This window comes from Phytohabitans sp. LJ34 (assembly GCF_052068095.1).
In the GTDB taxonomy this organism is placed as follows: Bacteria; Actinomycetota; Actinomycetes; order Mycobacteriales; family Micromonosporaceae; genus Phytohabitans.
Map to the genome: position 1 here is coordinate 60824 of NZ_JBQHDG010000037.1, position 14913 is coordinate 75736.

Consider the following 14913-nt stretch of genomic DNA (forward strand, 5'->3'; position numbering starts at 1 on the left):
GTTGGCTCACCACGCTCGCTCATCGCGCGGGCCTGCGGCGGAGAAGATCGCGTGCGGCCCGCGCGAGATCGGGCACGGATTCTTCGTCGCTGAGCACCCGTACGCGATCGACGAACTCCGTGTCCGCGTAGACATGTTCGGTGTCGCCCAGATGCTGAAGCGTCGTCAGGCATGCGGTGCGGACTCGCGGATCGTCGGTCTGGTCGGTCGCGATGGCCTTGGCGACGGCCTCGAACCGATCCGGTGCGAGGTGGCGCAACGACGCTCCGCTCTGCTGGCGCACCTCCGCCGACTCGTTCTTGTTTCGGAGAACGTCTTCAAGGGTCTGCTGGGCGTCCGGATAGGAGCCCATGTAGCGGACGGCCGCCTGCCGTGCGTCCTCCGAACCGCCGCGGTACATCTCCCGCAGCCAGGGCAGGTTGTCGAGGTGATCGTCTTCGGCGAGCAGCATGATGGCGCGTTCGCGCTCGACCGGAAGGGGACCGTCGCCCCGGAGTCCCTGGATCAACGTGTCCTGGACGACCGGATCGTGCTGCAACGCCAGAGTGCTCACGGCGGTCTCGCGCAGCGGCGGGTCGGGATCGTCGACGAGGTCGTGCAGCGCGTCGTCGTACGCCTGCTGGTGCGGTTGGAAACGCACCACCTGGAAGGCGGCGCTGTCGAGGGTCTGTAGTGCCGCTCGCCGCACCGCGGGGCTGTCGCCGCGATCGGTCACGATGCGGAGGAGCGCCTCGATGTACTCGGCTTGACGGGTGATCGTGCCGGAAAGGCGCCGCATCACCTCGACCCGGGTTTCCGAAGGCAGCGTGGTGTCGGTCAGGACCGTCATCGCCGGTTCTTCGTCCGCGTCCGGGCTGAGGCCTTCTTCCGCGGCCCGGCCGGCTCGGCTGGCCGCCGCGGTCGCCGCGAGGTCGGACAGGTACTGGCGATGTGCCGCGGCCGCGTCGTTCACCTCGCGGCTCGTCTCCTCGTTGAGCCTTCGGGCTGCTTGGTCGGACACGTGTCCCCCTGTCGTTGCTGTACGGCGTTACGGCGCGACGCCGTACGGGACGTCGTCGTAGGCGAAGTTCATGTAGGACCCCGCGTCCAGGAATCCCTGGTAGTCGATCATCTCGCCGACGGTCGGGGTGGCGCTGGGCGCGGTCGCGGTCGGTACAGCCGGAAACGGGGTTCGCGGTGCGTTCTGCGGCCGTGGGAAGCCCGTGACGTTGTTCCACGGCCACATGGTGTCGAGCAGGTTGTGGCCGATGTCGGTGGCGGACGCCGAGCTGGCCGAGCCGCGAAAGAAGTACGTATTCGGCTGCGTGCCGTCGAAGCGGTTGTTGAACCATTGCCATTTGGCCCATAGCCGGTCGACGTTGCAGTGCAGGAGGAAGAACAGTGGATCCCGCGGCGCCGTACCGGCCGAGCGAATCCAGCCGTCAAAGCTTGTATGCGCCCAACCGTGCGGGTTGCCTTCCATGTCGTCGAACCCGCCCGAATCCGTGCCGTTGTCGAAGACGGCATTCGGGCGCTGGCCGCCGAGGCCCAGCGTGGCGCTTTCGGCGGCCACGGGCGCGCTGGCGTTCTGCACGTCGAAAAACGGCTGCCGCGTGATTCCCGTCGCTCCGTCGGTGCGCCAGTGGCGCAGCAGGTTGGTCGCGCTGAAGGAGACATTGCCCAGCGGACTGGTGTGACCCATGAAGCCGACGGTGAACACGTTCGGTGCCGGGCGGTCGAAGCGCCAGTACGGCAAGGTGACGCTCGGATCGATCCGCTGAAGTTCGCGTTCCAGGTCTAGCAGGTAGGCCCGGTGCCAGGACAGGAAACCTGGCGCTCCGTGCGCCTGGTTGAGCGCGACCTGCTGCCGATGCATCTCCCGGAAGTCCCGAAACAGCCCGGCGCCTTGATCGTTCAACGTGGCCAGCGCAGTCGTGAACCGGTCCCGTTCGCCGGCGCTTAGCGTGTTCGCGTCCTTCCGAACGCGGACCATCACCGGTTTCGAGACGAGCGCCTGCTGCTCGCCCGCCCTCGTCACCCGGATGACCGCGTCGCCGTCGCTGCTGCTCGGCCTGCCCACCACCGCGGCGACCCAGAAGTCGACGGACGCGGCGCCGGGCGCGAGCACCAGGTCCAACGAGGGCGCCCGGGGCTGATCCCGGTGGCCGGCGAACTCGAGCTGGCCGCCCACGGCTGGGTTGTCGTTGCTCACCGTCAGCGGGACGGGTGCGCCAGCGTTGTCGTCGAGTACGCGAATAGTGGCCCGGACGGGCGTCCAGGTCAGGTAGTTTCTACCGGCCGCATCCGCATGAGCGATAGTAAGGTCGATCTGCATGAAGCCTCCTCACCAACGCCCAGACGGACAGAATTGCCGCCCCCTATAGGGGTGAAAATACGATTCGCTGAATGGGTGCGCACACCGCTTGTCAATCCCGTGATCTTCTTATCACGTTCGAGTCCTCCGCCGGGCGAACACGCCGCAATCTCCGACCGGGGGAGCAGCGGTCTGGACGGCGGACAACGCGGTAGCTCGGATCTGTGTCCTAATAGGAATCTAGACCTTTCGGTGTCAGGGTCCGCTCGAAACAGGTGTCCCGGGCTCGCGTCAGCCGCGGGCCGCCGCTCCCGCCGGAGACCGCTGCGGCCGGCGGCTCGCAGCGCTCGCCGAAACCCCGGCCTCCGCTGCCAGGCCCGCGGTCCACGATCTACGACTGAAGGCCTTCGCGGACCGGCCGCGGCTGATCTGTCGGGAAGGCTGTCCCGGCGCGGCCGCCGGGGTAAGCGCGACCAGCGGCGAACGGGTGAGGCCGCGGGAGCAGCGGCATGGACCACGACGGGCATCGCGCGGAAATGAGCCGGGGACGGCCGCCCGGAGGCGGCCGTCCCCAAGGTCTTGCGGATGCGGAGGTATTGCTCAGGTGTTCTGCGGCTGGACCCGCTCGAACCGGATCCGGCTCATAAATCCCGGGAGGTCACTGAGCACGTACAGCTCGCCGTTGACGTCGGCGTCGATCGCGGTCGGCTGGGTGGGGAGGTTGCCGATTATGGCGGACTCGTAGCCGCCCGTGGGTTTGGGCCGCACGGCGAACGCGAGCGTCGAGCAGTAGTCGCTCGCGATGTAGGTGCCCTGTGCCTCCGGCGTGGCAGATCCTCGGTACACCACGCCGCCGGTCACCGAGCAACTCTCCGTCATGAAGTGTTCGTACTCGAAGACTGGGTCGGTGTAGCGCACGCCCGGCCGGCATTGCGTCTGGTCGAACACCGGGGTGCCCTCTCGGCAGGACCAGCCGAGGTTCGCCCCACGCTGCCACGGGCGGATGTGGTTGATCTCCTCGATCAGGCCCTGGCCGACGTCACCGATCCACAGCGAGTTGTCGACCTTGTCGACGGAGAACCGCCACGGGTTGCGCAGCCCGTAGACCCAGATCTCCGGCCGCGCGCCGCGCGTGCGGACGAACGGGTTGTCGGAGGGCACGCAGTAGGGCCTCGCCCCGCAGGTGCGGTTGACGTCGATCCGCACGATCTTGCCGAGCAGGGTGCCGAGGTTTTGGCCCGCCTTGAACGGGTCGTTCGCGTGGCCGCCGTCGCCGAGGGACCAGTAGAGGTAGCCGTCGCGGCCGAACGCCACCTGCCCGCCGTTGTGGTTGCCGTACTCGGCGTGCTCCTGGGTGAGCAGCACCTGCACCCGGTCGGGAGCGCCGATGGGCACGCGCGCCAGGGTCAGCGCGCCGGCCGGCAGGCTCGTGTAGGCCACGTAGAGGATCCCGGTCCGCGCGAAGTTCGGCGCGGGCGTGATGCCGAGGAGGCCGCGCTCGTTGTCCGACGTGTCGATCCGGGCGGACAGGTCGAGCACCGGGTCAGCCGCCAAGCCGGTGTCGGGGTGGTAGGCGCGGACGGTGCCGTCCTTCTCCGCGATCAGCATCCGGCCGTCCGGCAGCCCGGTGAGCGCGATCGGACGCCGCAGACCGAAGGCCACCTGTTCGGATACCACGGTCAGCTCAGCGAGTGGCACCGCGCTGGTGCGGGATGTGCCGGCCGTGGCGGTGCCGGCCACCGACGCCGTTGGCAACAGGAGCGCAGAAAGGGCCAGAACGAGCAGGCCGGCCAGCATGGAGGCCGGGCGATAACGCCGTCGCGACATGTTTCAGCTCCTCGAGCAAGTGGTTTGGAGGACGCAATCTGGGAGCGTTCCCACGATACATCGACTCGTGCCAATATCCAACTCCCGCACCACGGTTGGTTGTCACCGCCCTTGCCCGGCGGTCTGCCTCGCCATCGCGGCTTCGCCGTGCGGGCTGCTAGTATCAGAAACCGGTCGGTCGGCCGACCGGGCCTGGAGCCAGATGGGGGTCGCCTCCCTTGACATCGTCCGGGATCAGGCGGCCGGCCGGCCCTCCGGACAGACTCACCAGCTCTTGGCAGGAAGTTGGGGACAGGCGTGAGGGTTACCACCGTGCGGCTTGGATTCGTCGACACCGAGATGGCGAAGTCCGCGACGACGCCGAGCCGCCTGAAGATGACGCGCCGAGGCGCAAAGCACGCGGACGCGGCGGTGACCCGGTGATGGCGGCCCGGCGCGGTGTCGCGCTGACGCCGATGGAGGTCCGGCGCGACGTGATCGTGCGAGCCGCCCGCCTCGCCGAAGACCTGGGCTACGAGGTCTTCTCCGTGGCCGAAGGGTGGGGCCTCGACGCGACGATCGTGCTGGCCGAGATCGCCGCGAAAACGACGCGGATCACGCTCCTCGCCGGCATCCTCTCGGTGTGGGGGCGTAGCCCTGCCACGCTCGCGATGAGCGCGGTCACCCTACACCAGCTCTCCGAGGGCCGTTTCGTCCTCGGACTGGGCGCCAGCACCAGGCAGCTCGTGGAAGGCTGGCACGACGTCGAATTCGCGAACCCGGCCGGCCGGCTCCGGCAGGTTGCCACCACCGTCCGCGCTCTGCTCGCCGGCGAACGGGCACCGGTAACGGCGACACCTGGAGCTCGGCCCCTGCGGCTTGGCCTCCCGCCCGTGGCAGAGCTGCCAATCTGGATCGCGGCTACCGGTGCGCGGACCCTGCCGGTAGTGGCCGACCTCGCCGACGGTTGGTACCCCATATATCTGCGGCGGGATCGGTGCCGGGAGCTCGCGGCCGAAATCGGGCGGCGCCGGGCGTCCGTCGACGGTCACCGTCCGGCCGTCACCATCGCGGCCGGGCCCGTCGCCGTCGTGGACCGGAACATCGGCGCCGCGCGGGCCGTCGCCGCCGCGTGCACCAGCCAATACCTGGCGCGGATGGGAGACGTCTACCCGCGTCTGATCGCCGCACAGGGACTCGGCGCCGAGGTCGACCTCGTGCGCGCCGCGAACCCGCCCCATGCGCCTGGGGCCGGCGTCGTGCCGCCCGACGCCCAAGCCTTGCTGGACGAATTCACCGCGTACGGCGACGAGGCAAGTGTCCAGCGACAGCTCCAGCGGTGGGCGGACGCTGTGGACATCACCATGGTCGGCATCCCACCGGGCCTGCCATGGGAACAGATCGAAGCGACTCTGCGCGCCGCTGCGCCGTAGGCGGCGGTGCGGGCTGGTGCCGGCCAAGCTCCAAGGAGATCAACCCAGCGTCGAGGAGAGCAACCGTGACCGCACTTCTCCCATCCAGAACTCGATTCCTTGCCGTCACTGGCGTCGCGGTGCTGGCGGTCGCGGCCGTCGGCACACCGGCGCAGGCGGCGACCTACACGTACGATCTCGCCGCCGAGGCGGAAGCGATCGTCGCGACCGATCTCGACGGCGACCGTGACAACGACATCGTCGTCGGTTCCCGATCGGGGCGAATCCAGACCTGGCGCAACAACGGGACGGGGCGGGTCACGCTCGTCCAGTCGGCCAATCCGTTCGGCGACGCCTCGCTGACCGACCTGGCTGGCGCCGATCTCAACGGGGACGGCCACGGCGACGTAGTGGTCGGGCTGGCCGGCATCCCCGGCACGGTCTCGGTGCTGCTCGGTCGCGGTGACGGCACTCTCGATCCGCCGGTTGACTACGACGCGTGCTACACGGTGACCGGGGTTACCGTCGGCGACATCAACGGCGACCGCCATCCCGACGTCGCCGCGACCACCAACTGTTTCACCGCCACACCGTTCTACAACGACGGCACCGGTGTTCTCACCTACGGCGGTCAGTACGGCAACGGGTACGTCGCCGTCCGCATCGTGGTGTCCGACTTGGACCGCGACGGCGACGCCGACATCGCCTACACGAACTGGTCAGGCAACGTCACCGTGCTGCGTAACAGCGGTGGTGGCAGCTTCGCGCCATACACCTGGCATCGCGGGGGCGACGGGCCGTGGGACATCGTGGCGCTCGACTTCGACCGCGACGGCGACAACGACCTGGCCGTGACGAACACCTTCGGCAACAACGTCTCCTTGTTGCGCAACGACGGAAACGCGGCCTTCGACCCGCCGCTCGTCGTACAGACCGGTGACTATCCTCGCGGCATAGCGGCGGCTGACTTGGACGGCGACGGCGACCAGGACCTGGCGACGGCGAACCAGGATACGGACGACGTCTCGATCCTGCGCAACGACAACGACACGTTCGTACACGTCCGCCGGCTTCCGGCCGGAGATCAGCCACACGACCTGATCCTGGCCAACCTGGACGCTGGCGACCGGCCAGACCTGGCGGTGGTCGCCTCCGGCTCGGCCAAACTCACCATCCGGACCAATCCCGGCACGAGCTGAGCGGCACGACCCGGGCAGACGCGGTGGCCCAATCCTTCGCGGGGTTGGGCCACCGCTGTGTGCGTGGTCCGCTGTGACTGGCGGCGATCGGCCGGGGTTCGTGAAGAATTCCTCGCCGTTCGATGCAGTGCGCTGGCCGGTTCCCTCCGTCTTATGGCCAACGGAAGGGGCGGTGCCGAGTGAAACCGGACGACGAGGAGTTCCGACGGTTCGTCGCCGCACGCATGGACATGCTTCGCAGCCTGGCGTACCTGACGTGTGGAGATTGGCAGGTCGCGGAAGACGCGGTGTCGACGTGCCTGGCGAAGCTGTACGTGCGTTGGGACAAGGTCAACTCGCCCGAGCGGTACATCGTTCGGATGGTGATGCGGGCGGTGGTCGACGAGTCCCGCCGCCCGTGGCGGCGGGAGTGGTCAGCCAGCGAGGCCCTGCCAGACGTCGTCGTGTCGGACCAGTCCGATGCGGTCACCGAGGCAATCCGGCTACGGCACGCGCTACGGCAGCTGCCGGCCGGGCAGCGGGCGGTGCTGGTGCTTCGCTTCTACGCCGATCTCAGCGTCGAGGATACGGCCGCGGCGCTCGGCCGCAGCCCCGGCACGGTCACCAGCCAGACCGTGCGTGGGCTGGCGACCCTGCGCCGGCTGCTGGTGGCTGACGACATCGCACTGGTCGGACAACCGGAGGAGGGATAAGACAATGCGCGACATTCGCGAGATCTTGCTGACGGCTAGGGGCGACATGCCGCCGCGACGCCACAGTGTGGACGATGTCGTCGCCGCCGGCCGGCGGCGCAAGCGGCGTGCGTTCGCGGTGCGCTTGGGTGGGTCCGGCATGGTGGCCGCGGCGGTGGCGACCGTGGGGGTGTTGGTTTCGGTAAACCTGACCGTGGCCGGCAACCAGAGGTCGGTCACCGCGCTGCTGCCGGTGGTGGTGCCGTCGTCATCGTCGCCGCCGGCGCCGTCGCCGCCCTTCACCTTCACCTTCGGTAGGTACAAGGTCGACAACTACCGCGTTCTGGCGCCGGACGAGGTGACCCCGGACCACCAGAAGGCTGGCATATTGCGGGATGTCACGGACGCCAAGGGCAAGGTGACCACCGAGTACGCCGGCACCATGACGGTGTACCAGCCGCGGAGGTTCGACCCGGCGGGCTTTCGGACCGGCACCAAGCTGACGGTGCAAGGTCGGGACGCCTACCACATCGAGGTGGCGCGGAAGCCGCTCGACGGCTGGAACCCCGAGCGCCCTAAGGGGGTCGGTAAGGACTCCGCACCGGAGATCGTCGTCGGGGCCGGCCTGGCCTGGCAGTACGCTCCGGACGCCTGGGCCGTGCTGGAACCTCAGCTAGCCGCTGACGGCCCCGGGTTTCCAGGCGCTGACCAGGTCGAGATCGCCGAGCGTTTCACCGTGCTGGCTGATGGCCCGGTGTCGGCCAAGGTGCCATTTCGGCCCAGATACCTGCCTGCCGGATTCACCCTACAGGGGATCAGCGGCCAGAGCATGACCGCCGAGAACCGCGGCATGACGACGCTCGTCTACGCCAAACCCCAGCCGCCGGGGGCACTGCTGACCGCCCCGCGTGAGCTGGAATACGACCGCACCGTCACCTCGGTGTTGATCAGCGTCCTGTGGGTGGACACCCCGCCGCCGGACGCGGTCAAGCAGACCAGCCGGTGCGACGCCGGACGGCACTGGTGCATGAAGAGGCTGCCAGGTAACGAGTTCTACCTCGTGGTCGAGGACCCATCCAAGACGCTCCCGGAGCGGGAGCTTTTGAAGGTGGTCGACAGCCTCACCCTCGCCGACCTCAAGAAAGCCGGCACCTGGTTTCCCGCGGCCTGACGGACAATGCCGCCGCCCGACCGTATCCGGCTCGGGCGGCGGCGCGGGTTTCGCGAAGGGCCACCTGCGGCGCGGGAATGTCCACAGTGTAGGCCGCTACTTCTCGACGGCGACTCCATTGTGCGAGCGCCAAGGGTGACCTGGTAGTGGCGCATGACGGTGAGCAGGTTGCCGCGGTCAGCGGGCCTGCTCGACCTGACCATCGACCTCAGCGAAGCCGAAGGATTCGGCGAACCCCAGCGGCCTGACGCCGACGAGGTTGGCGCCCACGGCCTTCGGGTCCAGCGCCGAGACGTACGCTTCCAAGGCACACGGCAGGGGGACCACCAACGCCGGCAGTCCAAGCACGACATCGGACCGCGGCGGTGTCAGCAACACGCCGGCCGCGATGGCGACGCGTCCTAGTCACCGAGGCGACGACGGCCGAACAGCAGGAGCAGAGTTCCGACTGTGACCACGGCGAACGCCGCGGTGAGTACGCTGGCTGCCGCGAAGCCGGTGACCGGTAGTTCGTCGCCGGCCCCGCTCGGCGCGGCTGTCGTGGGTTGTGGTTGACCGCCGCTGGCCGTCGAGCTCGGCTGTGGCGCAGCCGCGGTTGGCGATGGCTCCGAGGTTTGGGCGACGCAGGGCTCGCTCGGCACCTCCGCTGTGGAGCTGCCCTGCAAGCGTCCACCATCACCGAATGTCGCTTCCGCGTCGAGCCGTACTCCTCCGGGGGCCACGATCGCGTTGGCGGGCAGGAGGATGTGCACGAAGGTTGCCGATTGCGGCTCGAGGCGCAGGGTCCGAGTGAACTCCTGCCCTTCGTGGGTCACGACCGCGGTGTTGATGCCGGAGACCCCGAACCCGCCAGCCAAATCCAGGGTGAGAACGGTGCTGGCGCTGAGGTTCTTCACGGCCCACTCGATCCGATATCGGCCTGTCCGCACATCGCATCTGGCCTTCGCATCCAAAACGAAAAACACGGCAGTGTCCCCCGTCACCGTTGTGACCGGCGTTTCCGTCGTCTGGGAGTCGCAGTCGCCATCAAGCTGCATCTCCTGAAATGCCTGGGTCTTCTCAGCGCCTCCAGGCCACGAAAAGTCCAATCTGATCCGTGCGCTCTGGGCCGATCCTGGGAGGACGACGGGAATGATTGCTCGGTCACTGCCGGAACCCTCGGCACCGAGGACGATCGGCTCGACATCCTGGTGGGAGTCAGGCAGCACGGTCACACCCACTAGGGTGGTCCTGTTACGCGGATCCTTGTTCGCCACGCTCAGACTGATCCGATATTCGGCGGCAGCTCCGACGCAGATCGCTGTCGCTCTCTCTATGTCAACCAGGTGGGTATCGCCTGGAGCAGCACCTGCCGGCGCGGACAGGACAAGAAGGGCGGCGCCGACGAGCCCGGCGGTCGCCGCCCTGCCAAGTAGCCTCACGAAAACTCCAAATTTGATGATCAACCCGGTGGCACAAGCAACCGCAGTTTGACGGCATGCGACCCGGGGCACAGGAGGGAGATCCCTCAACTTGCCGCGACCTGGAAGTGAGGGGTCAGCCGCACGCGTAGCAGTTGTCGATGGAGAAGGTTTGGGCCGGTGACTCTTCTCGCTGCGGCATGAGGGTCAGCGGGGCGCCGTTGCCGGATGGTGACATGGCACCGATCGTGACGGCCTTCTTGGACTTGTAGTTGATGATACGGACGCGGCTCGTGCCTGGTTCGAAGTCGAATACCCAGTCCTGGGTGTAGTCGCTGACGCAGGGTTTGAGGCGCAGCCACTCGGTGGTGGTCCACGGGTGAATGAAGCCCCCGAGGCACATGTCCGGGTGGCCCTGGCGGTTGACGGTCTTGCCGCCGAACGCGAATTGCCAGCTGTCGTTTGCGTCCCACCGTTGTTCGTTTTGCCAGGTGCAGGGCAGGGCGTTGATGTAGCCTGCGCCGTCGGGGGTCAGGCACAGGTTTGGGCCGTTCGCGTTGCTGATGATCATCATGTGCTTGGACCATGCCGGGCTGGTGGAGATCTGCCCCGCCGCTGCCGGCCGCGCCGGGGAAATGGTGGCCGAGGCTACGACGGTCGTCGCGACGGCGGCGAGGGTCGCGAGGAGGATCGCCAGTAGGCGGCGGCTGGGGGCAGTCAACATATCGAGCATGTGCGAAGAGCTCCCTTGAGTGTGATTGTGGGACAAGAGCATGTCCGTCGGCGCCAGAGCCGATGCCAGCGTTCCAAACCTGGCAGTGGTTGGGTCCGCGTGACAGGAGGGAAAACCCTCAACTTCGGCGGCAACGTGCGTGGTGGGCCGGCGGGCCGCCACCGGCCCACGCCCGCCCTAACCCCGACCCTGAAAGGTCTCCTAGATCGAGCAGAAGTTGTCGCCCTCGTGACCGAACTCGTCGATCGAGGTCTGGGAATCGAGCCAGACACTGGCCAGCCCGTAGGTCACGACGTTTCGGGTTACCCAGAATTCCCGGGTGACGACCTCACCCTTCACCATCTTGGGTTGCCGGTATTCGACGGCTGACTCCGCGCCGCCCGTCGCGGACCACACCAAGAGCACTTGAACGTCGAACCCGGCGTGTGTGTCGACGAGGCCGTTGTTGGTGTACGTGAAGCGGAACTTGTACCAGTCGATGCCGTCGCCGTAGTTGACGGGATCATCGAACGTGCCGCACGACAACACTTTCAGATTCGGTTTCGCGTACGGCGGATCGGCGGCGGCTGGCTGTGCCGACGCAATCGCCACTGTCATCGTCGCGAACAGCGCGAACGCCGCCATGACGACCCGGCGACCCTGGCCATGCCAATTGGCAATAACTTTCATGATCCATGATTGTTGGGTGGTACCGCGGTGCCAACCTGGTCATGTGACACACTGCCGGCGTCGCGGTCGTCACAGGAGGGCAGAGCCCCAGTCCGGCTTGCCGCTGGACCGCGAGCCGCCCGAGCGGGTCACGCGGCGGTTTCAAGTGGTGGTCAGGGCTCGCCGTCGTGGTGACGCGTCAGCGGCTCTTGCGGGGTCGGGCCGCGGCGTGCCGAGTGCGCGGCGCCGGCTTTCCCTCGGCCGCCCGGATGAGCTTGCCAACGCTGCGGAGCGCCGTGCGTGCCTTGCGGGACGTGGCCCCGTCGCCGAGGAGGATCACGGCCTCACCGCCGATGAACGACAACCCGATCAGCATGGCGACTTCACCGGCCGTGAACGGCCCGAGGCTGCCGAAGCGCTCCTCCGCCTCGCGCGCGACGCTTTCGAGCAGGCTCAGCCATGTGCGCAGTAGTTCGAGCACCTGCTGGGCGACCGCCGTGTCCGACCAGCCGGCTGCGATCATTTCCTGCAACACGCGTACGTACCCCGAGGCGAGGTCTTCGTCGAGGAAGTCGCAGGCCTGCTCGTACCGCTTCCACAGCGGGATGTCGCTGCCGTACATCTGTTTCTGTCGCTCGATGAGCTGCCGGTTTTCGTGCTCCAGGAGGGCGAGCACGAGGCCCTGCTTACCACCGAAGTGGTAGTGAATCTGACTGAGCGGCACCCCGGCGGTGTCGGCCGCCCTACGGGTTGACAGCTTCGCGTAGCCGTCGGCGAGCAGACATGAACGAGCGGCCTGGATGATCCGGGTCGCGGTGTCTCGAGGTGCCTCGTTCATCGCACTCCTGTTCCGTGTACGACGGTAGGTGACCGGTCGGTCGCCCGAATGCTAGCTTATCGGAAAATCGGTCGTCCGACCGATCGATGGCTGACGCCTGGCGACCGGCCCGGCAGGTAGTTGACTGGCGACGTGGTGGGCTATGTAGAATCTCGACATGTCTCGGATACCGAGTTGGGCGGGGTGGCGATGGCCGGCGACGTGCGTGTGACCGCCGGTGTGGCGAAGGTGCTCGCCGCGCTCCTGGAAGACCCGACGGCCGACAGATACGGCTTGGATCTCATGCGGGCGACCGCGATGCCGAGCGGCACGCTCTACCCGATCCTGACTCGATTGCGTGATGCCGGCTGGGTGCGGGCGGAGTGGGAGCAGCCTGACCCCGACGCGTCGCGCCCGGCGCGCCGCTATTACCGCCTCACGCCGGAGGGCGTCGTCGCGGCTCGTGAAGGCGTCGCCGAGCTCGCTGAAAAGCTCGGTGGCGCGATGGGCGGACGCGGGCGCCGTGTGTTGCCCCGTCCGAGCGCAAATCCGGGCCCGGCGTGATGGCGGGAGACAGCCGCGCGTTGGACACCTTGGTCGGCGTCCTGGTGGACAGCGCAGCCCGGCGCTGGCCGCCCGCCTTGCGAGACGAGCAGCGTGACGAGTGGACGGCCGAGCTGGAGGCGCTGCGCGAAGAGCCGCGGTCCGGCCCGCGGCGATTCACGTTCGCGTTGAGCCTCGCGACAAGCCCGGCGCCAGACGACGGCAGCGGGCTGCGCGGCTGGCGCGAGCTGTTGCCAGGGCTCGGGACACTGCTGCGCCCGGCCGCCGGCTTCGCGGTGCTGAGCGTGCTGATCCTCCAGATGTGGCCACTGCGCCTCAGCCCCTCCTCAGGGGCATGGGCCCTACCCGTGGGCGTCCTGCTCGGCATGGCGGTCGTGCCGTTGTGTTACCTCGCTGGGCGGCGGTCAACCGCGTCCACGGCACACCCGATCCGCATCGCTGGAGTCGTTACGACCGGTGCCGCCCTTGGCTATCTCGTCTATTGGACCGTGCCGCTGCTCGTGTCCGCGTGGGCGCTCAGCGGCCCGGCCGATGCCTTTCCGGTCGTCTATCGCCTGCGCCCCGGCGCCCCGCCGACCGTCGGGGGCGTGTTGTCGGGCCTGGTCATGCCCCAGGGGCATGTCATGGCGGCGCTGCTGTTCGTCGCGCTCACGGCCCCGCTGCTGGCTGGCGTCCTGTTCCTCACCGTCCAGCGAGGCTGGCGGCTGGGAGTCCCGCTCGCGTGCGCCGGCCTGCCCGTGATTGCGGTCCTCTCCTGGGCGGTGGGTCTCGCGGCCGCACCCGAGTCCGCCTACGAAGGCAGGTTCTTCGACCCGATCGCCTCCATCATGGACACCCAGCTCGACGGCGGACTGGTCGGCGTTCGGCAGATCAGCGCCATGGAAAGTCTCGCGGGTGTCCTGCTCCTGCTCGGCGCCACGGTGACCGCCTACGGCCTCGGGCTTGCCACTCGCGCCCGCGTGCCCGGCGCGACCGCGTCGGCGCCGAGCGGCTCAGCACCTGAGTGGACGCTGGCGCGCGCCGCGGCCATGACCGGGGGCGGCGCCGTCGTAGTGGGGCTCGCCGCTTGGGTGTACGTGGCGTCGATACTGCCGCCGCTGGCAAGCCGTGACGCGGCCGTGGCCGCGATGGTCGCCGAGTCGGCCGACGAGCTGCGCTGGGGGGCGGTGATCCTTACGATGCTGGGTGCGCGGATCGTCGCCGCACGCCGTCGCGGCGCGACACTCGCGGCCCTGCTCCTTGGCGGGTGGCTGCTGGCCGCCGAGGGCGTGCTCACCCGTCCGTCCCTTATAGACGGACCGCTGCCGGCCGCCACCGCCGCCGCCATCGCGACAGTCGGCATCGGCCTCGTGTGGTGGGTGTCCGGACCAAGGGGCGACCTCGCCGGCGAAGACGCGACCACCGTACGGCGCGCGCACGCCGTCGCCGCGGTGGTGGCCGCCGCCTGTGGACCGCTGCTACTCGCCCAGGTCGACGTCCCGCCGGACGCCGCGGGCGCCGCAGTGCTCAGGCTCGTGCTCGTCGTAGTGCCGGCGGCCTTTGTGGTGCTGGCGGTGTTCGCGGCAGCGGCGGCGCGGGACCGATCCATCCCCCTCGCCGCCACCGTCGTGCTCGCGCTCGCCTTCGTAGCCGCGAGCGTGGCCGTCGGTGCCGCCACGGCCGCCGGCGAGAAGGCCGTCGGGGTGGCCGCCGGGCTGTTCGCGGTTGGCGCGGCGGCCGTCGCACTGGCCAGGCCGGGCCATGCGGCACATTGGTGCGGATGGGCCGTCGCCGCGGTCCTGGCGCCGGTCGTACTCGCCCCGGCCACGTTCTACGCGGCGATCGTGCCCAGCATCCTCCTGCGGGCCATCAACGGCGCGGATGCCTATCCCGTGGCGGCGATGTCGTTTCAACCCGGCGTGCTACTGGCGGTCTTCCCCGCCGCCGCGGTCCTCGCCCGGTGGCTGATCCGCGACACCCCGACAGCCGATCCGTTCGTCCAACCCGCGCCGGCGAGCGGCCCGACGCCCACCGTCGCGCCGGTGGGCGGGTGAACCGGTGGGCTCGCGGCCGACCGTGGCTCGGCATGCTGGTGCGGCTCGGCCTCGCCGCCGTCTGGCTCGTCGCCGGCGGCGCCAAGGTTGGTGACCTTGCCGGGTCGGGCCGGGCTGTGAACGCGTACGACGTGATGCCGTACGAGTTGGCCAAGGTGATCGGGGC

The 14913-nt window shown here is 68.7% G+C and carries 14 protein-coding genes and 1 pseudogene; 7 read left to right on the plus strand and 8 right to left on the minus strand.

Going from position 1 to position 14913, the window contains the following annotated elements; genetic code table 11:
- Positions 1–19: 19 nt before the first annotated feature.
- From ACTMTJ_RS42660 to ACTMTJ_RS42670, 3 genes are all read right to left on the minus strand, one after another.
- Complete coding sequence (locus tag ACTMTJ_RS42660) at positions 20–1000, minus strand: HEAT repeat domain-containing protein (protein WP_441224483.1); 981 nt, start codon at positions 998–1000, stop codon at positions 20–22.
- A gap of 27 nt (positions 1001–1027) precedes the next feature.
- Positions 1028–2017: a tyrosinase family protein gene (locus tag ACTMTJ_RS42665; RefSeq protein ID WP_441224484.1), complete on the minus strand. Its 990-nt coding sequence runs from the start codon at positions 2015–2017 to the stop codon at positions 1028–1030.
- 876 nt (positions 2018–2893) lie between these two features.
- The gene (locus tag ACTMTJ_RS42670) at positions 2894–4120 is read right to left on the minus strand and encodes a PQQ-dependent sugar dehydrogenase (protein ID WP_441224485.1); all 1227 of its coding nucleotides are present in this window, start codon (positions 4118–4120) and stop codon (positions 2894–2896) included.
- A gap of 422 nt (positions 4121–4542) precedes the next feature.
- On the opposite strand from ACTMTJ_RS42670, the gene ACTMTJ_RS42675 reads away from it, so the two are divergent.
- From ACTMTJ_RS42675 to ACTMTJ_RS42690, 4 genes are all read left to right on the plus strand, one after another.
- Positions 4543–5532: an LLM class flavin-dependent oxidoreductase gene (locus ACTMTJ_RS42675; protein WP_441224486.1), complete on the plus strand. Its 990-nt coding sequence runs from the start codon at positions 4543–4545 to the stop codon at positions 5530–5532.
- A 65-nt stretch (positions 5533–5597) separates the two neighbouring features.
- On the plus strand, positions 5598–6710 hold the full coding sequence (locus tag ACTMTJ_RS42680) for an FG-GAP repeat domain-containing protein (protein WP_441224487.1): 1113 nt from the start codon (positions 5598–5600) through the stop codon (positions 6708–6710).
- 179 nt (positions 6711–6889) lie between these two features.
- Positions 6890–7402, plus strand: coding sequence for a SigE family RNA polymerase sigma factor (locus ACTMTJ_RS42685; RefSeq protein ID WP_441224488.1), 513 nt, complete (start codon positions 6890–6892; stop codon positions 7400–7402).
- Positions 7403–7406: 4 nt separating this feature from the next.
- Positions 7407–8552 carry a hypothetical protein gene (locus ACTMTJ_RS42690; RefSeq protein ID WP_441224489.1) on the plus strand — a complete coding sequence of 382 codons (1146 nt, stop codon included), beginning with the start codon at positions 7407–7409 and terminating at the stop codon, positions 8550–8552.
- 177 nt (positions 8553–8729) lie between these two features.
- Here ACTMTJ_RS42690 and ACTMTJ_RS42695 read toward each other — a convergent pair whose 3' ends face one another.
- From ACTMTJ_RS42695 to ACTMTJ_RS42715, 5 genes are all read right to left on the minus strand, one after another.
- Positions 8730–8930, minus strand: a complete 201-nt coding sequence (locus ACTMTJ_RS42695; protein ID WP_441224490.1) for a hypothetical protein — start codon at positions 8928–8930, stop codon at positions 8730–8732.
- 23 nt (positions 8931–8953) lie between these two features.
- Complete coding sequence (locus tag ACTMTJ_RS42700; protein ID WP_441224491.1) at positions 8954–9766, minus strand: hypothetical protein; 813 nt, start codon at positions 9764–9766, stop codon at positions 8954–8956.
- A 322-nt stretch (positions 9767–10088) separates the two neighbouring features.
- Positions 10089–10685, minus strand: a complete 597-nt coding sequence (locus tag ACTMTJ_RS42705) for a hypothetical protein (protein ID WP_441224492.1) — start codon at positions 10683–10685, stop codon at positions 10089–10091.
- Between the two features lie 201 nt (positions 10686–10886).
- Positions 10887–11354 carry a hypothetical protein gene (locus ACTMTJ_RS42710; RefSeq protein ID WP_441224493.1) on the minus strand — a complete coding sequence of 156 codons (468 nt, stop codon included), beginning with the start codon at positions 11352–11354 and terminating at the stop codon, positions 10887–10889.
- A gap of 178 nt (positions 11355–11532) precedes the next feature.
- On the minus strand, positions 11533–12171 hold the full coding sequence (locus tag ACTMTJ_RS42715) for a TetR/AcrR family transcriptional regulator (protein WP_441224494.1): 639 nt from the start codon (positions 12169–12171) through the stop codon (positions 11533–11535).
- 120 nt (positions 12172–12291) lie between these two features.
- Here ACTMTJ_RS42715 and ACTMTJ_RS42720 point away from each other — a divergent pair, with 120 nt between their 5' ends.
- From ACTMTJ_RS42720 to ACTMTJ_RS42730, 3 genes and pseudogenes are all read left to right on the plus strand, one after another.
- Positions 12292–12714 (plus strand): PadR family transcriptional regulator, encoded by a 423-nt coding sequence (locus tag ACTMTJ_RS42720; protein WP_441224495.1) that lies wholly within the window; start codon positions 12292–12294, stop codon positions 12712–12714.
- A gap of 20 nt (positions 12715–12734) precedes the next feature.
- A complete protein-coding gene (locus ACTMTJ_RS42725) occupies positions 12735–14747 on the plus strand; it encodes a hypothetical protein (protein ID WP_441224496.1) in 2013 nt (670 codons plus the stop codon).
- Between the two features lie 32 nt (positions 14748–14779).
- Positions 14780–14913 (plus strand): annotated as a pseudogene (locus ACTMTJ_RS42730) (DoxX family protein); the annotation flags it as partial.

Bases quoted from the DNA above. Each gene is read 5' to 3' on its own strand.
- ACTMTJ_RS42670 (WP_441224485.1), bottom strand. From the start codon at position 4,120: ATGTCGCGACGGCGTTATCGCCCGGCCTCCATGCTGGCCGGCCTGCTC.
- ACTMTJ_RS42675 (WP_441224486.1), top strand. From the start codon at position 4,543: ATGGCGGCCCGGCGCGGTGTCGCGCTGACGCCGATGGAGGTCCGGCGC.
- ACTMTJ_RS42690 (WP_441224489.1), top strand. From the start codon at position 7,407: ATGCGCGACATTCGCGAGATCTTGCTGACGGCTAGGGGCGACATGCCG.
- ACTMTJ_RS42705 (WP_441224492.1), bottom strand. From the start codon at position 10,685: ATGCTCGATATGTTGACTGCCCCCAGCCGCCGCCTACTGGCGATCCTC.
- ACTMTJ_RS42710 (WP_441224493.1), bottom strand. From the start codon at position 11,354: ATGAAAGTTATTGCCAATTGGCATGGCCAGGGTCGCCGGGTCGTCATG.
- ACTMTJ_RS42715 (WP_441224494.1), bottom strand. From the start codon at position 12,171: ATGAACGAGGCACCTCGAGACACCGCGACCCGGATCATCCAGGCCGCT.